This is a genomic window from Pseudomonas sp. TZ252 (assembly GCF_056110345.1).
In genome coordinates this window covers 4,320,106-4,338,800 of the sequence record NZ_CM148566.1, presented here as the reverse complement: position 1 = coordinate 4,338,800, position 18,695 = coordinate 4,320,106, and the positions used below count along the sequence as shown (strand labels likewise).

Annotated in this window: 20 protein-coding genes; 13 read left to right on the top strand and 7 right to left on the bottom strand. The window is 65.9% G+C overall.

Annotated features, from left to right (window positions below):
- Positions 1-36: 36 nt before the first annotated feature.
- From ACYAF3_RS20085 to ACYAF3_RS20075, 3 genes are all read right to left on the bottom strand, one after another.
- Positions 37-1,692: a cation acetate symporter gene (locus ACYAF3_RS20085; RefSeq protein WP_105579349.1), complete on the bottom strand. Its 1,656-nt coding sequence runs from the start codon at positions 1,690-1,692 to the stop codon at positions 37-39.
- Entirely contained in the window at positions 1,689-2,000 is a 312-nt protein-coding gene (locus tag ACYAF3_RS20080) for a DUF485 domain-containing protein (RefSeq protein WP_003091547.1), read from the bottom strand. Before ACYAF3_RS20080 ends, ACYAF3_RS20085 begins: the two co-directional genes overlap by 4 nt.
- Before the next feature lie 217 nt (positions 2,001-2,217).
- Positions 2,218-3,075 carry a glycine betaine ABC transporter substrate-binding protein gene (locus ACYAF3_RS20075; RefSeq protein WP_003452840.1) on the bottom strand — a complete coding sequence of 286 codons (858 nt, stop codon included), beginning with the start codon at positions 3,073-3,075 and terminating at the stop codon, positions 2,218-2,220.
- Positions 3,076-3,368: 293 nt separating this feature from the next.
- Between ACYAF3_RS20075 and ACYAF3_RS20070 the strand changes: the two genes are divergently transcribed.
- From ACYAF3_RS20070 to ACYAF3_RS20055, 4 genes are all read left to right on the top strand, one after another.
- On the top strand, positions 3,369-3,590 hold the full coding sequence (locus tag ACYAF3_RS20070) for a DUF2061 domain-containing protein (RefSeq protein ID WP_003091551.1): 222 nt from the start codon (positions 3,369-3,371) through the stop codon (positions 3,588-3,590).
- Positions 3,591-3,732: 142 nt separating this feature from the next.
- A complete protein-coding gene (locus ACYAF3_RS20065; protein ID WP_003091553.1) occupies positions 3,733-5,094 on the top strand; it encodes an alpha/beta fold hydrolase family protein in 1,362 nt (453 codons plus the stop codon).
- Positions 5,095-5,097: 3 nt separating this feature from the next.
- Positions 5,098-5,901, top strand: coding sequence for an MlaA family lipoprotein (locus ACYAF3_RS20060; RefSeq protein ID WP_049270077.1), 804 nt, complete (start codon positions 5,098-5,100; stop codon positions 5,899-5,901).
- A gap of 139 nt (positions 5,902-6,040) precedes the next feature.
- The gene (locus ACYAF3_RS20055) at positions 6,041-6,898 is read left to right on the top strand and encodes a pirin family protein (RefSeq protein WP_003109175.1); all 858 of its coding nucleotides are present in this window, start codon (positions 6,041-6,043) and stop codon (positions 6,896-6,898) included.
- A 63-nt stretch (positions 6,899-6,961) separates the two neighbouring features.
- Here ACYAF3_RS20055 and ACYAF3_RS20050 read toward each other — a convergent pair whose 3' ends face one another.
- Positions 6,962-8,131 carry a patatin-like phospholipase family protein gene (locus tag ACYAF3_RS20050; protein WP_003091575.1) on the bottom strand — a complete coding sequence of 390 codons (1,170 nt, stop codon included), beginning with the start codon at positions 8,129-8,131 and terminating at the stop codon, positions 6,962-6,964.
- A gap of 67 nt (positions 8,132-8,198) precedes the next feature.
- Complete coding sequence (locus ACYAF3_RS20045; RefSeq protein ID WP_003114803.1) at positions 8,199-9,137, bottom strand: lipid A biosynthesis lauroyl acyltransferase; 939 nt, start codon at positions 9,135-9,137, stop codon at positions 8,199-8,201.
- A 159-nt stretch (positions 9,138-9,296) separates the two neighbouring features.
- Here ACYAF3_RS20045 and minC point away from each other — a divergent pair, with 159 nt between their 5' ends.
- The 5 genes from minC (at position 9,297) to ACYAF3_RS20020 (ending at position 13,413) form a co-directional block, all read left to right on the top strand.
- Entirely contained in the window at positions 9,297-10,088 is a 792-nt protein-coding gene (minC, locus tag ACYAF3_RS20040; RefSeq protein ID WP_003114802.1) for a septum site-determining protein MinC, read from the top strand.
- A 61-nt stretch (positions 10,089-10,149) separates the two neighbouring features.
- Positions 10,150-10,965: a septum site-determining protein MinD gene (minD, locus tag ACYAF3_RS20035; protein ID WP_003091579.1), complete on the top strand. Its 816-nt coding sequence runs from the start codon at positions 10,150-10,152 to the stop codon at positions 10,963-10,965.
- Complete coding sequence (minE, locus tag ACYAF3_RS20030; protein WP_003091581.1) at positions 10,962-11,216, top strand: cell division topological specificity factor MinE; 255 nt, start codon at positions 10,962-10,964, stop codon at positions 11,214-11,216. Before minD ends, minE begins: the two co-directional genes overlap by 4 nt.
- 103 nt (positions 11,217-11,319) lie before the next feature.
- Positions 11,320-11,955: an RluA family pseudouridine synthase gene (locus tag ACYAF3_RS20025; protein ID WP_003114801.1), complete on the top strand. Its 636-nt coding sequence runs from the start codon at positions 11,320-11,322 to the stop codon at positions 11,953-11,955.
- A gap of 168 nt (positions 11,956-12,123) precedes the next feature.
- Positions 12,124-13,413, top strand: coding sequence for a M18 family aminopeptidase (locus ACYAF3_RS20020; RefSeq protein ID WP_003114800.1), 1,290 nt, complete (start codon positions 12,124-12,126; stop codon positions 13,411-13,413).
- Positions 13,414-13,455: 42 nt separating this feature from the next.
- Here the strand turns inward: ACYAF3_RS20020 and ACYAF3_RS20015 are convergent, their stop codons facing one another.
- Complete coding sequence (locus ACYAF3_RS20015) at positions 13,456-14,007, bottom strand: GNAT family N-acetyltransferase (RefSeq protein ID WP_009313721.1); 552 nt, start codon at positions 14,005-14,007, stop codon at positions 13,456-13,458.
- A gap of 65 nt (positions 14,008-14,072) precedes the next feature.
- Positions 14,073-14,789, bottom strand: a complete 717-nt coding sequence (locus ACYAF3_RS20010) for a UTRA domain-containing protein (RefSeq protein ID WP_003091585.1) — start codon at positions 14,787-14,789, stop codon at positions 14,073-14,075.
- 363 nt (positions 14,790-15,152) lie between these two features.
- On the opposite strand from ACYAF3_RS20010, the gene ACYAF3_RS20005 reads away from it, so the two are divergent.
- Genes ACYAF3_RS20005 through ACYAF3_RS19990 form a run of 4 tightly spaced genes read left to right on the top strand, consistent with a single transcriptional unit; the run spans position 15,153 to position 18,695 of the window.
- A complete protein-coding gene (locus tag ACYAF3_RS20005; RefSeq protein WP_023089360.1) occupies positions 15,153-16,211 on the top strand; it encodes an ABC transporter substrate-binding protein in 1,059 nt (352 codons plus the stop codon).
- 54 nt (positions 16,212-16,265) lie between these two features.
- Positions 16,266-17,075, top strand: a complete 810-nt coding sequence (locus ACYAF3_RS20000) for an alkaline phosphatase family protein (RefSeq protein ID WP_003114798.1) — start codon at positions 16,266-16,268, stop codon at positions 17,073-17,075.
- Positions 17,072-17,911 (top strand): ABC transporter permease, encoded by an 840-nt coding sequence (locus ACYAF3_RS19995; RefSeq protein WP_003091588.1) that lies wholly within the window; start codon positions 17,072-17,074, stop codon positions 17,909-17,911. Before ACYAF3_RS20000 ends, ACYAF3_RS19995 begins: the two co-directional genes overlap by 4 nt.
- On the top strand, positions 17,898-18,695 hold the full coding sequence (locus tag ACYAF3_RS19990; RefSeq protein ID WP_003091589.1) for an ABC transporter permease: 798 nt from the start codon (positions 17,898-17,900) through the stop codon (positions 18,693-18,695). Before ACYAF3_RS19995 ends, ACYAF3_RS19990 begins: the two co-directional genes overlap by 14 nt.

The following is an 18,695-nucleotide window of genomic DNA, read 5'->3' as shown; positions in this document are numbered from 1 at the left end:
CCGGCCGCCGCCTCGGGCTACGTCTTCACGTAGCGCTTAGTGGGCCACCGCGCCAGAGGCGCCCAGGCCGGTCTGGGAACGGATGAACTGCGGGAAGAAGCGCGCCCGCTCCTCGTCGGCCGCCGCCGACTTGTCGGTGATGGAGAAGAACCAGATACCGACGAAGGCGACGATCATCGAGAACAGCGCCGGGTACTCGTACGGGTAGATGGCTTTCTCGTGGCCGAGGATCTGCACCCAGATGGTCGGGCCGAGGACCATCAGGCCCACCGCGGTGATCAGGCCCATCCAGCCGCCGATCATGGCGCCGCGGGTGGTCAGCTTCTTCCAGTACATGGAGAGCAGCAGCACCGGGAAGTTGCAGCTGGCGGCGATGGAGAAGGCCAGGCCGACCATGAAGGCGATGTTCTGCTTCTCGAAGAGGATGCCGAGCACGATGGCGACCACGCCCAGGGCCACGGTGGTCATCTTCGAGACCCGCAGCTCGTCCTTCTCGTTGGCCTTGCCGCCCTTGAACACGCTGGCGTACAGGTCATGGGAGACGGCCGAGGCCCCGGCCAGGGTCAGCCCGGCGACCACCGCGAGGATGGTGGCGAAGGCCACCGCCGAGATGAAGCCGAGGAACAGGCTGCCGCCCACCGCGTCGGCCAGGTGCACCGCCGCCATGTTGTTGCCGCCGATCAGGGCGCCGGTGGGGTCCTTGAAGTCCGGGTTGGTGCTGACCAGCAGGATCGCGCCGAAACCGATGATGAAGGTCAGGATGTAGAAGTAGCCGATGAAACCGGTGGCGTAGAACACGCTCTTGCGCGCTTCCTTGGCGTCGCTGACGGTGAAGAAGCGCATCAGGATGTGCGGCAGCCCGGCGGTGCCGAACATCAGCGCGAAGCCCAGGGAGAATGCCGAGATCGGATCCTTGACCAGGCCGCCCGGACTCATGATCGCCTCGCCCTTCGGATGCACCTTGATGGCTTCGGAGAACAGCGTGCTGACGTCGAAGTTGACGTGCTTGAGCACCATGATCGCCATGAACGAGGCGCCGGAGAGCAACAGCACGGCCTTGATGATCTGCACCCAGGTGGTCGCCAGCATGCCGCCGAACAGCACGTAGAGCACCATCAGGATGCCCACCAGGACCACCGCGACATGGTAGTTGAGGCCGAACAGCAGCTCGATCAGCTTGCCGGCGCCGACCATCTGCGCGATCAGGTAGAACGCCACCACCACCAGCGAGCCGCAGGCCGACAGGGTGCGGATCTGCTTCTGCTTGAGGCGGTAGGAGGCGACGTCGGCGAAGGTGTACTTGCCCAGGTTGCGCAGGCGCTCGGCGATGAGGAAGAGGATGATCGGCCAGCCGACCAGGAAGCCGATCGAGTAGATCAGGCCGTCGTAGCCGGAAGTGAAGACCAGCGCCGAAATACCCAGGAAGGATGCCGCCGACATGTAGTCGCCGGCGATCGCCAGGCCATTCTGGAAGCCGGTGATGCGGCCGCCTGCGGCATAGTAGTCGGCCGCCGAGCGGTTGCGCTTGGATGCCCAGTAGGTGATGCAGAGGGTCGCGCCGACGAAGGCGACGAACATGACGATGGCCGAGACGTTCAGCGGCTGGCGCTGCACGTCGCCGGTCAGCGCGTCGGCCCAGAGGGCCGGAGCGAAGGCCGCAAGACCGAGCGCGGCAAGGAGACGAGCGATCATTGCTGCGCCTCCTTGAGGATTTCCTGGTTCAGGCTGTCGAACTCGCCGTTGGCGCGACGCACGTACAGGCCGGTCAGGATGAACGCGGCAAGGATCAGTCCGACACCCATCGGGATGCCCCAGGTCACGGACGAATCGGGACTGATACGCGCGCCCAGCAGCTGCGGCTGGAAAGCGATCAGCAGGATGAATATCACGTAGAGGCCAAGCATGATCGAAGAAAGTATCCAGGCGAAACGCTCTCGCTTGGCCACCAACTCCTTGAAGCGCGGATTGGTATCAATCCGCTGGTAGATGCTGTCGTTCATTGTTTTTATCCTCACAGCGGGGTGACGCGGAATGTCGTCGATATCCACTGTAGGACGCTGGTGCAAGCGCTCCAGACGACTTTAGTCGTAGCGTTTCGCCAGCCGCTCTAGACCGGTATTCCCGGGCCTTCCGGCAGATTCCGGAGCCAGCCTTCGGCAAGGAAAAACGCCGTGCCCGGTTGCCCGGGCACGGCGTTCCCCGATCGAACCAGCCGTGCTACTGCACCCAGTCCTTGACCCGTCCCGGGTTGGCCGCCACCCACTGCTTCGCCGCATCCTCGGGTTTGGCGCCCTCCTGGATCGCCAGCATCACCTGGCCGACCTCGTTGCCATCCCTCCAGCCGAACTTCTTCAGGAACTCCCAGACCGGCTTGGCCTTGGCCTCCAGCGCCGGGTTGGCGACGGTGTCGACATGCTCGGTATCGCCATAGACCTTCTTCGGATCGTCGAGGAACTTCAGCTTCCACTTGGCGAACATCCAGTGCGGAATCCAGCCGGTCACCACCACCGGCTTCTTCTCGTTCTCGGCACGGGTCAGCTCGGCGATCATGCCGCTGCCGGAACTGGCCACCAGCTTGTAGTCGAGGCCATATTGCTTGATCGCCTCGTCGGTCTTGATCATCACCCCGGCGCCGGCATCGATGCCCACCACGCGGCCGCCGAAAGCGTCCTTCTGCGCCTGGAGGTCGGCGATGCTGTTGGCGCTCACGTATTCGGGGACGATCAGGCCGATGCGTGCGTCCGGGTAGTTGATGGCAAGGTTGACCACCTTATCCTTCATCTTCTCGTAGTAGGCGCCGTGGGTGCCCGGCAGCCAGGCCGAGAGCATGGCATCGAGCTTGCCGCGCGCCACGCCCTGCCACATGATCCCCGCCGCCACCGGCATCAGCTTCACCTCGTAGCCGAGCTTCTCGCGGATCACCTCGGCGGCCACATGGGTGGTCGCCACGCTGTCCGACCAGCCGTCCACGTAACCGATGGTGATCACCGGCTTGTCCGCCGCGGCCGCCATCCCCACAGCCGCCGACATTGCCAGGCCCGCACTCCAGCACAACAGTCGTCGCATCATTCGCATCAGACGTACCCCTTGTTCTATGCCGACGGGGACGCTCCCCGGCGGTCGCGGCACTCTGCGGTGCCGCCGTCCATCATCGGCGCGCCCGGACGGCGGACTGCTCTGAGAACGACACCCATCGCACCCGATAACGACATGCCTCGAACTGCGCTGCGGCACGCTGCGGATGTGCTCCGAGACAGTGCGATCGAAGCGCTCTATGCACTCGATTGGACAGGCCGATTTCCGCTTGGCCGAGCGCCTGGATAGGCTTTCGCCAAAGAGGAATGATTCTCGATCAAAGGAGAGCAGCCATGCTCAAGACCCTGACCTTCACCGTCATGCACTTCATCATCGCCTTCAGCGTGGCCTATGCGCTGACCGGCAGCATAGCGGTCGGCGGGCTGGTGGCGGCGGTCGAGCCGCTGTGCAACTCGGTCGGTTTCTACTTCCACGAGAAGATCTGGAAACGCTTCGAGAAAGACGGCGCGCCGCGCCCGGCTAGCGCCCATGGCTGGCTGCACCGCCACGCCTGAAGGGATATTCGCGAGGCACGGCAAGAGGCGGGAAAGACCGATTGGAACGCTGGCTGCAATAACCCACTGCACTACTGAGGCTTGCAGTTGTCATAGCGGCAGTATATTCACTCAGTACTTTTCCCTCGAAGGGATTCCCCCGATGCCCCACTTCCTCCGTTTCGCTGCCCTGCTCGGCGGCCTCGCCCTCGGTTGTGCCAATCTGGCGCAGGCCCGGGACGTGGACGCCGCGAGCTACGGCTATCCACTGACCAACCCGTTCGAGGCGACCATCGCCACCACGCCGCCGGAACTGCGTCCCGAGCTTCCGCACAGCGAGGACATCGACCAGAAGGACTACAGCCTGAAATTGCGCCCGGAGCGCGAGTTCGCCCTGCCGGACAACTTCTGGCCGGTGAAGAAGCTGCGCTACCGCCTGGCCCGCCAGGATCATGCGGCGCCGCTGATCTTCATCATCGCCGGGACTGGCGCGCACTATGCCAGCAGCTACCCGGAATACCTGAAGAAGCTCTTCTACCAGGCCGGCTACCACGTGGTGCAGTTGTCCTCGCCGACCAGTTGGGACTTCATGGCCAGCGCCTCGCGCTTCGCCACACCGGGCTTTTCCAGCGACGACGCCGATGACCTGTACCGGGTGATGCAGGCGGTGCGCGCGCAGCAGCGCGACCTGCCGGTGACCGACTATTACCTCACCGGCTATAGCCTGGGGGCGCTGAACGCCGCGTTCGTCAGCCACCTCGACGAAAGCCGCCAGAGCTTCAACTTCAAGAAGGTGCTGCTGCTCAATCCACCGGTGAACCTCTACACCTCGGTGAGCAACCTCGACAAACTGGTGGAAACCCAGGTCAAGGGCATCACCGACTCGCGCACCTTCTACGAGGTGGTGCTGAGCAAGCTGACCCGCTACTTCCGGCAGAAAGGCTACGTCGACATCAACGACGCCATGCTCTACGACTTCCAGCAGTCGAAGCAGCGCCTGAGCAACGAGGAAATGGCCATGCTGATCGGCACCTCGTTCCGTTTCTCCGCCGCCGACATCGCCTTCACCTCGGACCTGGTCAACCGTCGCGGCCTGATCACCCCGCCGAACTACCCGATCAACGAAGGCACCAGCCTGGAGCCCTTCTTCAAGCGCGCGCTGCAGTGCGACTTCGAGTGCTACATGACTGAGCAACTGATCCCGATGTGGCGAGCCCGTTACGACGGCGGCAGCCTGACCCAGTTGGTCAACCAGGTCAGCCTCTACAAGCTGCAGGACTATCTGCACGACAGCCCGAAGATCGCCGTGATGCACAACGCCGACGACGTCATCCTCGGCCCGGGCGACCTCGGTTTCCTTCGCCGGACCTTCGGCGAACGCCTGACCGTCTATCCCTATGGCGGTCACTGCGGCAACCTCAACTACAAGGTCAACGCGCAGGACATGCTGGACTTCTTCGCCACGCCCGCCGCCGGACAGACCCAGGTCGCCAGCGCGGCCCTCACCCAGCAGGCAGGAAACTGATCGATGAGCCGAACCGCACACTGGATGTTCGCCCTTCTGCTGAGCGCTGCCGCCAGCGCCCAGGCCGACCAGGCCGCCGCGCCGGTCGAACTGCCGCCACGCCAGCTCGACGGCGACGGTTTCAGCCGTCCGCTGGACCAACTCAAGTTCAATCCCGGCCTGGATCAACGCGAATTCGAGCGCGCCACCCTCGACGCACTGAACATGTACGATCCCTGGGAATCCTGGAACCGCCGGGTCTACCACTTCAACTATCGCTTCGACGAGTGGGTGTTCCTGCCCGTGGTACGAGGCTACGAGTACGTCACCCCGCACTTCGTCCGCAGCGGCGTGAGCAATTTCTTCGACAACCTCGGCGACGTGCCCAACCTGCTGAACAACCTCGCCCAGTTGAAGGGCAAGGCGGCGATGGAAACCACCGCGCGGCTGCTGTTCAACACCACCTTCGGTGTGCTCGGCCTGTGGGACCCTGCGACCAGGATGGGCCTGCACAAGCGCAGCGAGGATTTCGGCCAGACCCTCGGCTTCTACGGCGTGGGCGGCGGCCCCTACCTGATGCTGCCGATCCTCGGCCCGTCCAACCTGCGCGACACCGGCGGACTGGTGGTGGACTACGTCGGCGAATACCAGGTGAACTACCTCAACGTTCCCCAGGCCAGCGGCGACCACCCGGAGATCACCGCCCTGCGCGTGGTGGACAGGCGCTACAACACCAGCTTCCGCTACGGCCAGATGAACTCGCCGTTCGAGTACGAGAAACTGCGCTACATCTATACCGAGGCGCGCAAGCTGCAGATCGCCGAGTGAGACGAAGAACCGTCGCCCTGTGCGGCGGTTTCTTTTCCTCATAACGATTCAATAAATCGATAGGAATTACATAAAACTCGCAACCATATATCGACCAGAGAGGACTATCATCGAGCCATACACGAACCAGGAGGTTCCCATGACCCGCTACCGTGATGTCCTCGAACTGCATACCGGCCACCCCGCCTCCGATGGCGCCGGCGTCCGCCTGACCCGCGTGATCGGCGGCCCGTCCCCGGAACGCTTCGATCCGTTCCTGATGCTCGACCAGTTCGATACCCAGAACCCGGACGACTATGTCGCCGGCTTCCCTTCGCACCCGCACCGCGGCTTCGAGACCGTGACCTACATGCTCGAAGGGCGTATGCGCCACGAAGACCACCTCGGCAATCGCGGCCTGCTCAAGCCCGGCGGCGTACAGTGGATGACCGCCGCCCACGGCATCATCCACAGCGAGATGCCGGAACAGGTGGAAGGCGCGATGCGTGGCTTCCAGCTGTGGGTCAACCTGCCGGCGAAGAGCAAGCTGGCTCCGGCCGGCTATCGCGATATCGAGCCGGAAGACGTGCCGCGCCTGGAAACCGCCGGAGGCGTGAAGGTCACGGTGATCGCCGGTCGCTTCGACGACGGCCAGGCGCAGCAGATCGGCGCCGTGGAAAGGCCGGACACCGAGCCGCACTACTACGACCTGCAATTGCCTGCCGGCGGCCGCATCGCCCCGCGCCTGCCGGACGGCCATCGCGTGCTGCTGTACGTCTACGAAGGCAGCCTGACGGTGGAAGGCGAACGCCCGGTGGAAATCGCCACCAATCGCCTGGCTCGGCTGTCCGAAGAAGGGGAACTGAGCCTGCGCAGCGAAGCCGGCGCCCGGGTACTGGTGCTCGCCGGCAAGCCGTTGCGCGAGCCGATCGTCCAGTACGGTCCGTTCGTGATGAACAGCCGCGAGGAAATCGAGCAGGCGCTACGCGACTATCGCGACGGTGTCCTGGCCGTCTGAGCCGTGCGCGAGCCGCCCTTCGGGGCGGCTTTTTCCTTCCGCCTGTCCCGTCCTGAATAAGGTTTACCGCTCGATCCGCAGGAAGCGCTCCAGTTCCGCCCGCTTGCCCATCGCATCGTGGTAGCCCAGTTCGATCAGTTCGCTGCAATAGCCGCGCTCGAACAACAGGTAGCTCAATACCCCCGCCCCGCTGGCGCGGGTCGCTCCGGGACCGCGCAGGAAAAGCCGCAGCACCCGCGACAGCTCCCGGTAGTGCCGCGCGGCGATCTCGTCCAGCGGCCGGCTCGGCGACACCAGCAATACCTCCACCGGCTCCAGCCCACCCGCCTGGCGGCGCACCTCCGGCGCCACCAACTGGCCGATCTGGTTCATCCGCTGCAACTGCTCGATGTCGCCTTCCAGGCTGTCGATGAAGGTGCTGTTCAACAGGTGGGCGCCGATCTGCGCCAGGCTCGGCGGTCGGTCGGACGGCGGCAGGCCGGTCATGGCACTGTCGCCACCGGTGGCCGGGTTGCCGCTGACGCCGATCACCAGCACCCGCGTGGCGCCCAGGTGCAACGCCGGGCTGATGGGCGCCTGGGAACGCACCGCGCCGTCGCCGAAGTATTCGCGGTTGATCCGCACCGGCGGGAACAGCAGCGGGATCGCCGCGCTGGCCAGCAGGTGCCGAAGCTCCAGGCGGGTGGGAATGCCCAGGCGCCGATGGCGTACCCAGGGATCGATGGTCGCGCGCCCCTGGTAGAAGGTCACCGCCTGCCCCGACTCGTAGCCGAACGCGGTCACCGCCACCGCGCGCAACTGGCGCTGGCGCACCGCCGCATGAATCCCGGAAAAATCCAGCTCACGTGCCAGCAGCTCATGCAACGGCCGGTTGTCCAGCAACGCCACCGGCACCCGCCGTCCCAGGCCGAGCAGGCTATGGCCGAGGAAGCGCGAGGCCTGGCGGGTCACGCCCGGCCAGTCGCTGCGATAGACATGTTCGGTGCGGAATCCCTGCCAGACCGCGGTCAGGCGCTGGATCGCCTGGCGGAATTGCAGGGCGCCGCAAGCCAGGCCAACGGCGTTGATGGCGCCGGCGGAGGTACCGACGATGACCGGGAAAGGATTGCCGGCACTGTCCGGCAGCAGGTCGGCGATGGCGGCCAGGACCCCGACCTGGTAGGCCGCGCGGGCGCCGCCCCCGGAAAGGATCAGGCCGGTGAGCGGCGGACGTGGGGCAAGGGGATCGGACACAGCGGGGCTTCCGTCATGAACTGCGGCGAGTATAGCCAGACCCCGCGCGCGTCCGGAATGCCCGTCCTCAGCGCTTGCGCCGTTTCGGATAGAGCTTGGCTTCGCCTGGCGGGCGGGTCTTGAAACGCCGGTGCGCCCACAGGTACTGCTCGGGCTGCTGGCGCACGCAGCGCTCGACCCACTGGTTGATCCGCAGGCAATCGGCTTCCTCGCTCTCGCCGGGGAAGTCCTCCAGCGGCGGGTGGATGGTCAGGCGATAACCGCTGCCATCGGCCAGGCGGCTCTGGGTGAACGGCAACACCCGCGCCCGGCCCAGGCGGGCGAACTTGGTGGTGGCGGTGACGGTGGCCGCCGGGATGCCGAACAGCGGCACGAACAGGCTCTGCTTGGCGCCGTAGTCCTGGTCCGGTGCGTACCAGATGGCGCGGCCGCCACGCAGCACCTTGAGCATCGAGCGCACGTCCTCGCGCTCGATGGCGGTGGCATCGAGGTTGTGCCGCTCGCGGCCACGGCGCTGGACATAGTCGAACACCGGATTGTCGTGCTCACGGTACATGCCGTCGATGGTGTGCACCTGGCCGAGCAGCGCCGCGCCGATCTCCAGGGTGGTGAAATGCAGGGCCATGAGGATCACCCCCTCGCCCTGCGCCTGGGCCTCGCGCAGATGCTCCAGGCCTTCTATATGGGCAAGACGGGCCAGGCGCGCCTTCGGCCACCACCAGCTCATGGCCATCTCGAAGAAGGCGATGCCGCTGGAGGCGAAGTTCTCCTTCAGCAGACGCTCGCGTTCGGCGGGCGACTTTTCCGGAAAGCACAGTTCGAGGTTGCGCGCGGCAATCTCGCGGCGCGAGCCGACCAAGCGGTACATCAGCGCCCCCAGGCCACGGCCGAGCATCAGCAGGACGGGATACGGCAACTGCACCACCAGCCAGAGCAGTCCCAGGCCGAACCAGAGCGGCCAGTAGCGGGGATGGAGGAAAGCGCTGGAGAAACGGGGGCGATCCATGGACGGTTCCGACGACGATCAAAGCCCGCCATTCTACCCTGCCCGCCGTCCCGGCGGGACGCCGCGTTGCCGATCGACGCCGCCCCGGCTATCTGCCACGCTTGCGGGCATCCGGCGTTCTCGTTATAAGTCCCTGCAATTCAACGACCGACAAGCCCCATGAGCCAAGCCGACCTCCTCGATCAAGACCCCGTATTCCAGCTCAAGGGCAGCATGCTCGCGGTGACCATCCTCGAACTGGCGCACAACGACCTGGCGAGGCTCGAACGGCAACTCGCCGACAAAGTGGCGCAAGCGCCCAACTTCTTCCGCGACACCCCCCTGGTCATGGCCCTCGACAAGCTGCCCGAAGGCGAAGGCCGCCTCGACCTGCCGGCGCTCCTCGAGGTCTGTCGCCGCCACGGCCTGCGCACCCTGGCGATACGCGCCGGGCGCGAGGAGGACATCGCCGCCGCCCAGGCCCTGGACCTGCCGGTGCTGCCGCCCTCGGGCGCCCGCGAACGACCGCTGGACATCAAGGACAGCGCCCCGCGCAAGCCTGCCGAAGAGCCCAGCCCGAGCGCCGGTGAAGCCAGGCCCGAGCCGGCCAAGGCGGAAGAGAAGCCCGCCGAGCCCGTCAGCCGCCCGACCAAGGTGGTGAAGACCCCGGTGCGCGGCGGCATGCAGATCTACGCCGCCGGCGGCGACCTGATCGTGCTGGCCGCGGTCAGTCCCGGCGCGGAACTTCTCGCCGACGGAAACATCCATGTGTACGGCCCGATGCGCGGACGCGCACTGGCCGGCGTGAAAGGCGACGCCACGGCGCGAATCTTCTGCCAGCAGCTGGCCGCCGAACTGGTCTCCATCGCCGGTAACTACAAGGTCGCGGAGGACCTGCGACGCAGCCCGCAGTGGGGCAAGGCAGTGCACGTCAGCCTGTCGGGTGACGTGTTGAACATCACCCGCCTTTAACGGATACTGCCGCCACTTTCAGGGACCAGAATTCTTACGTTTTTCATTGGGGTGAATCACCTTGGCCAAAATTCTCGTAGTCACTTCCGGTAAGGGTGGCGTCGGTAAAACCACCACCAGCGCAGCTATCGGCACCGGCCTGGCCTTGCGCGGTTTCAAGACCGTCATCGTCGACTTCGACGTCGGCCTGCGTAACCTCGACCTTATCATGGGCTGCGAACGCCGCGTGGTGTACGACTTCGTCAACGTCGTCAACGGCGAGGCCACCCTCACCCAGGCCCTGATCAAGGACAAGCGCCTCGAAAACCTGCATGTCCTGGCCGCCAGCCAGACCCGCGACAAGGACGCCCTGACCAAGGAAGGCGTCGAGAAAGTCATGGCCGAACTGCGCAAGGATTTCGAATACATCATCTGCGACTCCCCGGCGGGCATCGAGAAAGGCGCCCACCTGGCCATGTACTTCGCCGACGAAGCGATCGTCGTGACCAACCCCGAGGTTTCCTCGGTACGCGACTCCGACCGCATGCTCGGCCTGCTGGCAAGCAAGTCGCAGCGCGCCGAGAAAGGCGAGGAGCCGATCAAGGAACACCTGCTGCTGACCCGCTACAACCCGGAGCGCGTCACCAAGGGCGAGATGCTCGGCGTCGACGACGTCGAGGAGATCCTCGCCATCCGCCTGCTCGGGGTGATCCCGGAATCCCAGGCCGTGCTCAAGGCGTCGAACCAGGGCGTGCCGGTGATCCTCGACGAGCAGAGCGACGCCGGCCAGGCGTACAGCGATGCGGTCGACCGCCTGCTCGGCAAGGAAATACCGCATCGATTCCTCGATGTGCAGAAGAAAGGATTCCTGCAAAGACTGTTCGGAGGACGTGAATGAGCCTTTTAGACTTCTTTCGCAGTCGGAAATCGCAGAACAGCGCTTCCATCGCGAAAGAACGACTGCAGATCATCGTTGCCCACGAACGTGGCCAGCGCGCACAGCCGGATTATCTGCCCCAGTTGCAGAAAGACCTGCTGGAAGTGATCCGCAAGTACGTACCGATCGACCAGGAGCAGATCCAGGTGGAACTGGAGAACCAGGGCAACTGCTCGATCCTGGAACTCAACATCACCCTGCCGGATCGTTGATTCGCCCAGGGTCCATACTGCGGCGGCCATTGGCCGCCGCAGTCGTTTCACCGAGCCTGCCCGCCAGGCTCCCTGCCGCCTCCCGGCGATGAGCCCGTTCGCTATGCCGCTGTCCCAGATCCGAATCGTTCACCAGGATGACGCCCTGCTGGTGGTCGACAAGCCCACCCTGCTGCTGTCGGTGCCCGGCCGCGCCGATGACAACAAGGACTGCCTGGTCACCCGCCTGCAGGAAAACGGCTATCCCGAGGCCCGCATCGTCCACCGCCTGGACTGGGAAACCTCCGGCCTGATGGTGCTCGCCCGCGACGCCGACAGCCACCGCGAGCTGTCCCGCCAGTTCCACGACCGCGAGACCGAGAAAGCCTATACCGCCCTTTGCTGGGGCCTGCCGGAACTGGACAGCGGGCGCATCGAACTGCCGCTGCGCTACGACCCGCCGACCAAGCCGCGTCACGTGGTGGACTTCGAGCACGGCCGCCACGCCCTGACCTTCTGGCGTGTGATCGAGCGTCATGAACGCTGGAGCAGGGTCGAGCTGACGCCGATCACCGGCCGTTCGCACCAGTTGCGCGTGCACATGCTCTCCATCGGCCATCCGCTGCTCGGCGACCGCCTCTACGCCAACCCCGAAGCCCTCGCCGCCCACGAACGCCTGTGCCTGCACGCCAGCCTGCTGTGCCTGACCCATCCGCAGAGCGGCGAACGCCTGCGCTTCGAGTCGCCGGCGCCGTTCTGAGCCTTCCCCGCCGCGTCCCGGCCCGCCGGGACGCCGCCCGCCGATTTCCGGTACCCCGTCTTGCCATACAACGACCAGCTTCCGCTTTTTCTGGCCGGCCCCGCCGCCAACGACCTGAACCCCGTCGGACAATACGATAGACTGCATGGATTGCCGTCCGGAGCCACTATGCGCGCAGAACTCAACCAGGGCCTGATCGATTTCCTCAAGGCCTCGCCCACGCCTTTCCATGCCACCGCCAGCCTCGCCCGCCGCCTGGAAGCCGCCGGCTACCGCCGCCTCGACGAGCGCGACGCCTGGCACACCGAAACCGGCGGCCGCTACTACGTGACCCGTAACGACTCGTCGCTGATCGCCATCCGCCTGGGCCGTCGCTCGCCCCTGGAAAGCGGCTTCCGCCTGGTCGGCGCGCACACCGACAGCCCCTGCCTGCGGGTCAAGCCGAACCCGGAGATCGCTCGCAACGGCTTCCTCCAGCTCGGCGTCGAAGTCTATGGCGGCGCCCTCTTCGCCCCCTGGTTCGACCGTGACCTGTCACTGGCCGGGCGCGTCACCTTCCGCGCCAATGGCAAGCTGGAAAGCCGCCTGGTCGACTTCCGCAAGGCCATCGCGGTAATCCCCAACCTGGCCATCCATCTCAACCGCGCCGCCAACGAGGGTTGGCCGATCAACGCGCAGAACGAACTGCCGCCGATCATCGCCCAGCTGGCGCCGGGCGAGGCCGCCGACTTCCGCCTGCTGCTCGACGAACAGCTGCTGCGCGAGCACGGCATCACCGCCGACGTGGTACTGGACTACGAGCTGTCGTTCTACGACACCCAGTCCGCCGCGGTGGTAGGTCTCAACGACGAGTTCATCGCCGGGGCGCGCCTGGACAACCTGCTGTCCTGCCACGCCGGCCTGGAAGCCCTGCTCAACGCCGAAGGCGACGAGAACTGCATCCTGGTCTGCACCGACCACGAGGAAGTCGGTTCCTGTTCGCATTGCGGCGCCGACGGTCCGTTCCTCGAACAGGTACTGCGCCGCCTGCTGCCGGAAGGCGACGCCTTCAGCCGGGCGATCCAGCGCTCGCTGCTGGTCTCGGCCGACAACGCCCATGGCGTACACCCGAACTACGCCGACAGGCACGACGCCAACCATGGCCCGGCGCTGAACGGCGGTCCGGTGATCAAGATCAACAGCAACCAGCGCTATGCCACCAACAGCGAAACCGCCGGCTTCTTCCGCCACCTCTGCCAGGACAGCGAAGTGCCGGTGCAGAGCTTCGTGACCCGCAGCGACATGGGATGCGGCTCGACCATCGGCCCGATCACCGCCAGCCAGGTCGGCGTGCGCACCGTCGACATAGGCCTGCCGACCTTCGCCATGCACTCGATTCGCGAGCTGGCCGGCAGCCATGACCTGGCGCACCTGGTCAAGGTGCTCGGCGCCTTCTACGCCAGCAGCGAGCTGCCCTGAGCGCCAGCCTCGCTCATGCCCCGGGCATTCGCCCGGGGCCACTCAGGCGTGCGCAGCGTGCCATTCGCTGCGCAGCAGCGTGTAGATCGCATGGTCGTGGGCACGCCCGGCGATGATCTCGTTGGCCCGGATCACTCCGTCGCGCCGGAAGCCCTGGCGCTCGGCGGCGCGCTGGCTGCGCAGGTTCTCGGTGGAACAGCGGATCACCAGGCGCTGCAGGTCGTAGCCAAGGAAACCCAACTCGATCGTCTTCCCCAGCGCCCTGGCGAGCAGCCCGCGCCCTTGCGCGGACGCCGCCAGCCAGTAGCCGATGCTGGCGCTGCGGCTGTCCTCGGTGAAATCGTGCAGGTCGATGACGCCGACCAGGCATCCGGATTCGACGATCCCGCAGCGGCAACTCCTGCGCTCCGCCCACAACCGCTGGCCTTCGCCAATGAAACGGCGGGTATCGTCCGCGCTCTGCGTCAGTGGCACCCACGGCATCCAGGGCGCCAGGTGCTCGCTGTTGGCGCGCACCAGGCGGAACAGTTCCTCGGCGCGCGGCTGGTCGAGCAGCTCCAGGTGCAGGTCGGACGAAATCGGCAGTATGAACATGCGAGGGCTCCTTTTCCCGGGAGCCCATCCTCGCAGAAGGTGCCGCAGGTCGTCGACGCGTGGCGTTACTGCGGTACCTCGACGCTGATATGGATGGCGTCGTGGCGCCAGAACTCCAGGTCGCAGTCGATCAGCCGACCACGCTGGTCGCGGTTGATCCGGCTAATGCGCAGGGCCGGGCTGCCCACCGCCACCTTCAGCGGCGCCGCAGCCTCGGCATGCAGTGCAGTGGGCACCATGTCGAAACGCACCCGCCCATAGTGGATGCCGTACTCGCTGGCATAGAGTTCGGTCAGCGAGCGGGTCAGGTCGTGGCCGAGGATTCCGGGGAAGTACTGCGCGTTCAGGTAGTGCTCGACATACAGCACCAGCCGCCCGTCCACCCGCCGCGCCCGGCGGATCTGGTAGACGCTGGACAGCGCCGGCAGCTCCAGCAGCTCGCAAACCGCCGCGCTCGCCGGCATCTGCCGGGCCGACAGAACCTCGGTCGCCGGCACCCGGCCCTGTTCGCTGACCATCGCATGGAAGTGGCTGCGGACCAGCGGGTTGTAGGCCAGCCGCTCGGGGGAGACGAACCAGCCGCGGCGCTCCTCGCGGTAGATCAGGCCCTGCGACTCCAGCTGGATCAGCGCCTCGCGCAGGGTGATCCGGGTCGTCGCGAACAGCTCGCTGAGCTTGCGCTCGGCCGGCAGCTTGCCACCCGCCGGCAGCAGACCATGGCCGATCTGCTCGCTGAGCGCCCGGCAGATCGCCGTTACGGTGGGTAGCGCTTCGTCACGCATCGACAGCTTCCTTATTGGTCTAGTCCAGCCCCAACAAGGGGCATTTCCGCCGGCCCGCCCTGTGCCTCCGGCTCGTCCGATGCTAGGAAACCCAGATGACCGGGACGTGACAGGTACAAGACAACGGTCTTCCCGGAGGCGCCCGGCGCCCATGGAATCGAGGGCTTAAGCATGGTCTACGCTTCTGCGGATGCAAGCCGCGGCGATGCCAGGCGCGGCTAGCTGACATGAAACCGTCATCCAGCGACTCTAGATTGGCCTGGGTCTTGCTGATCTAGACCACACCCGCGGCAGTCCCGCCCGAAGGAGCGTCGAGAACTCCCGAGGCTGCCCGACCGAACCTCTCGAACGAAGGAGCACCGAATGAAACGCATGCTTGCTTCATTGCTGGGAACCGCCATCGCCCTCGGCAGCGGCCTGGCGTTGGCCGCCGAAGCGGACCTGCAGGCGCTGGAACAGGCCGCGCGCAAGGAAGGCCAGGTCAACAGCGTCGGCATGCCCGACAGCTGGGCGAACTGGAAGGACACCTGGAAGGACCTTGAGAGCAAGTATGGGCTCAAGCACATGGATACCGACATGAGTTCGGCCCAGGAGCTGGCCAAGTTCAAGGCCGAGAAGGACAACGCCAGCGCCGACATCGGCGACGTCGGCGCCGCCTTCGGCCCCATCGCCGTGCAGCAGGGCGTCAGCCAGCCGTACAAGCCGAGCACCTGGGAACAGATCCCGGCCTGGGCCAAGGACCAGGACGGCCACTGGGCACTCGCCTACACCGGGACCATCGCCTTCATCGTCAACAAACAACTGGTGAAGGACGTACCGCACAGCTGGGCCGACCTGCTGCAGGGCAAGTACAAGGTCACCATCGGCGACGTCAGCGCTGCCGCCCAGGCGGTCAATGGGGTGCTCGCCGCGGCCATCGCCAACGGCGGCGACGAGAAGAACATCAAGCCGGGCCTGGAGTTCTTCGGCAAGATCGCCAAGCAGGGCCGCCTGTCGCTGACCAACCCGGTGATCGCCACCCTGGAAAAGGGCGAGGTCGAAGTCGGCATCGTCTGGGACTTCAACGGCCTCAGCTACCGCCAGCAGATCGACCCGGAGCGCTTCGAGGTGCTGATCCCCTCGGACGGCTCGGTGATCTCCGGCTACACCACCATCATCAACAAGTACGCCAAGCACCCGAACGCCGCCAAGCTTGCCCGCGAGTACATCTTCAGCGACGCCGGACAGATCAACCTGGCCAAGGGCAACGCGCGACCGATCCGCGCCGAGAGCCTGCCCCTGCCGGACGACGTGAAGGCCCAACTGCTGCCCAACGAGCAGTACGCCAAGGCCCAGCCGATCAAGGACGCCAAGGCCTGGGAGGAAACCTCCAAGCGCCTGCCGCGGCAGTGGCAGGAAGCGGTGATCATCAACATGCAGTGACGCGGAGCGCGGCCGCCCTCCCCGGCGGCCGCCCCGCATCGACGGATACCCCGAATGCGCCACGACGTCATCCTCGTCCTGCTGGACGGCCTCAACCACAGCGTCGCCCGCGACTGCATGGGGCATCTCCAGGCCCTCTGCGGCGCCGGCCGCGGCCAGTCGTACCGCCTGGAATGCGAGTTGCCTTCGCTGTCCCGGCCGCTCTACGAATGCATCCTCACCGGAGTGCCGCCAATCGATAGCGGCATCCTGCACAACGACGTGGTCCGCCTGAGCCAGGAACAGAGCCTGTTCCACTACGCCCGCGCGGCCGGCCTGAGTACCGCGGCAGCGGCCTACCACTGGGTCAGCGAACTGTACAACCGCGCGCCGTTCGACCCGGCCCGCGACCGCCACACCGACGACAGCGCACTGCCGATCCAGCGCGGACACTTCTACTGGAGCGACCACTATCCGGACTCGCACCTGTTCGCCGACGCGGAAAGCCTGCGCCGCCGGCACGCACCGAACTTCATGCTGGTCCACTCGATGAACATCGACGACGCCGGGCACAGGCACGGCCTCGCCAGCCCCGCCTACCGCAACGCCGCGCGGCGCGCCGACGCACTGCTGTCGGAATACCTGCACCAGTGGCTGGCGGCCGGCTACCAGGTGGCGATCACCGCCGATCACGGAATGAACGAGGACCGCAGCCACGGCGGCATCCTCGAGGAGGAGCGCGAGGTGCCGCTGTTCGTCTTCGGCGACGCCTTCAGCCGCGACGACCTGGCGCAACCGCTGCAGACCGACCTCTGCGGCACGCTCTGCGAAATCCTCGGCGCCGCCCACGACAAACCCGTCTGCCGGGAGCTGCTCGCCCCATGAAACGACTCTCCGGCAAATGGCTGGCGCTGCTGTTCCTGCTGCCCTTCGCGGCGTTCTTCGTGATTTTCCAGATAGCGCCGCTGGCCTGGGTCGCGCTGAACAGCCTGAAGGCCAGCGACGCCTGGAGCCTGGCCAACTACCTCGAGCTGTTCGGCTCGCCCTTCTACCGCCAGGCGATCCGCCACAGCCTGGAGATCGCCGGCTGGTCGAGCCTGCTCGGCCTGCTCATCGCGGTGCTCGGCAGCCATTCGCTGCGCCACGTCGACAGCCGCCTGCGCGACTTCGTCATGGCCTTCTCCAACATGACCAGCAACTTCGCCGGGGTACCGCTGGCGTTCGCCTTCATCATCCTGCTCGGCTTCAACGGCGCGCTGACCCTGTTGCTCAAGCAGGCCGGCTGGATCGACGACTTCAATCTCTACTCGAAGACCGGCCTGATAATCCTCTACACCTATTTCCAGATCCCCCTCGGGGTGATGCTGCTCTACCCGGCCTTCGACGCCCTGCGCGAGGACTGGCGCGAGTCCGCCGCGCTGCTCGGCGCCAACGGCTGGCAGTACTGGCGACACATCGGCATCCCGGTGCTGACCCCGGCGCTGCTGGGTACCTTCGTCATCCTCCTGGCCAACGCCCTCGGCGCCTACGCCACGGTGTACTCGCTGACCACCGGCAACTTCAACGTGATCCCGATCCGCATCGGCGCGCTGGTCGCCGGCGACGTGTTCCCCGACCCGAACATGGCCAGCGCCCTGGCCATGGTGCTGGTCGGCCTGATGACCCTGATCACCCTGGTCCACCAATGGCTGCTGCGCAGGAGCTACCATGTCGCGCGCTGATCGACGTCCTGCCGCGCTCTACCATCGCCTGGTGGTCTGCGCGCTGTTCCTGATCCTGGTCCTGCCGCTGGCGGCGACCCTGCTCTACTCGCTGGCCACCCAGTGGTCGGCGACCCTGCTGCCGGACGGCCTGACCCTGAAGTGGTACCTGACGCTGTGGAGCGACCAGCGCTTCCTGCTGGCCTTCGCCCGCTCGCTGCTGGTCTGCTTCGGCGCCCTGGCGTTCAGCGTGTTGCTGATCCTGCCGCTGATGTTCGTCATCCACTACCACTTCCCGCGCCTGGACGGCGTGATGAACGTGCTCATCCTGCTGCCCTTCGCGGTGCCGCCGATCGTCTCCTCGGTGGGCCTGCTGCAACTCTATGCCAGCGGGCCGCTGGAAATGATCGGCACGCCCTGGGTGCTGGTCGGCTGCTACTTCACCATCGCCCTGCCGTTCATGTACCGGGCGATCACCAACAACCTGCAGGCGATCAACCTGCGCGACCTGATGGACGCCGCCCACCTGCTCGGCGCCAGCACCTGGAAGGCGGCGCTGCTGGTCGTGCTGCCGAACCTGCGCAAGGGCGTGATGGTGGCCCTGCTGCTGTCGTTCTCCTTCCTCATCGGCGAATTCGTCTTCGCCAACCTGCTGGTCGGTACCCGCTACGAGACCCTGCAGGTGTTCCTCAACAACATGCGCAACAGCAGCGGCCACTACACCAGCGCAGTGGTGGTCTCCTACTTCGTGTTCGTCCTGGTCCTGACCTGGGCGGCCAACCGACTGAACAAGGACAAGGCCTGA

Bases quoted from the DNA above. Each gene is read 5' to 3' on its own strand.
- ACYAF3_RS20065 (WP_003091553.1), top strand. From the start codon at position 3,733: ATGCCCCACTTCCTCCGTTTCGCTGCCCTGCTCGGCGGCCTCGCCCTC.
- ACYAF3_RS20070 (WP_003091551.1), top strand. From the start codon at position 3,369: ATGCTCAAGACCCTGACCTTCACCGTCATGCACTTCATCATCGCCTTC.
- minE (WP_003091581.1), top strand. From the start codon at position 10,962: ATGAGCCTTTTAGACTTCTTTCGCAGTCGGAAATCGCAGAACAGCGCT.
- ACYAF3_RS20060 (WP_049270077.1), top strand. From the start codon at position 5,098: ATGAGCCGAACCGCACACTGGATGTTCGCCCTTCTGCTGAGCGCTGCC.
- ACYAF3_RS19990 (WP_003091589.1), top strand. From the start codon at position 17,898: ATGTCGCGCGCTGATCGACGTCCTGCCGCGCTCTACCATCGCCTGGTG.
- ACYAF3_RS20005 (WP_023089360.1), top strand. From the start codon at position 15,153: ATGAAACGCATGCTTGCTTCATTGCTGGGAACCGCCATCGCCCTCGGC.
- ACYAF3_RS20085 (WP_105579349.1), bottom strand. From the start codon at position 1,692: ATGATCGCTCGTCTCCTTGCCGCGCTCGGTCTTGCGGCCTTCGCTCCG.
- minC (WP_003114802.1), top strand. From the start codon at position 9,297: ATGAGCCAAGCCGACCTCCTCGATCAAGACCCCGTATTCCAGCTCAAG.
- ACYAF3_RS20020 (WP_003114800.1), top strand. From the start codon at position 12,124: ATGCGCGCAGAACTCAACCAGGGCCTGATCGATTTCCTCAAGGCCTCG.
- ACYAF3_RS20025 (WP_003114801.1), top strand. From the start codon at position 11,320: ATGCCGCTGTCCCAGATCCGAATCGTTCACCAGGATGACGCCCTGCTG.
- ACYAF3_RS20075 (WP_003452840.1), bottom strand. From the start codon at position 3,075: ATGCGAATGATGCGACGACTGTTGTGCTGGAGTGCGGGCCTGGCAATG.
- ACYAF3_RS20045 (WP_003114803.1), bottom strand. From the start codon at position 9,137: ATGGATCGCCCCCGTTTCTCCAGCGCTTTCCTCCATCCCCGCTACTGG.
- ACYAF3_RS20010 (WP_003091585.1), bottom strand. From the start codon at position 14,789: ATGCGTGACGAAGCGCTACCCACCGTAACGGCGATCTGCCGGGCGCTC.
- ACYAF3_RS20000 (WP_003114798.1), top strand. From the start codon at position 16,266: ATGCGCCACGACGTCATCCTCGTCCTGCTGGACGGCCTCAACCACAGC.
- ACYAF3_RS19995 (WP_003091588.1), top strand. From the start codon at position 17,072: ATGAAACGACTCTCCGGCAAATGGCTGGCGCTGCTGTTCCTGCTGCCC.
- ACYAF3_RS20055 (WP_003109175.1), top strand. From the start codon at position 6,041: ATGACCCGCTACCGTGATGTCCTCGAACTGCATACCGGCCACCCCGCC.
- ACYAF3_RS20015 (WP_009313721.1), bottom strand. From the start codon at position 14,007: ATGTTCATACTGCCGATTTCGTCCGACCTGCACCTGGAGCTGCTCGAC.
- ACYAF3_RS20080 (WP_003091547.1), bottom strand. From the start codon at position 2,000: ATGAACGACAGCATCTACCAGCGGATTGATACCAATCCGCGCTTCAAG.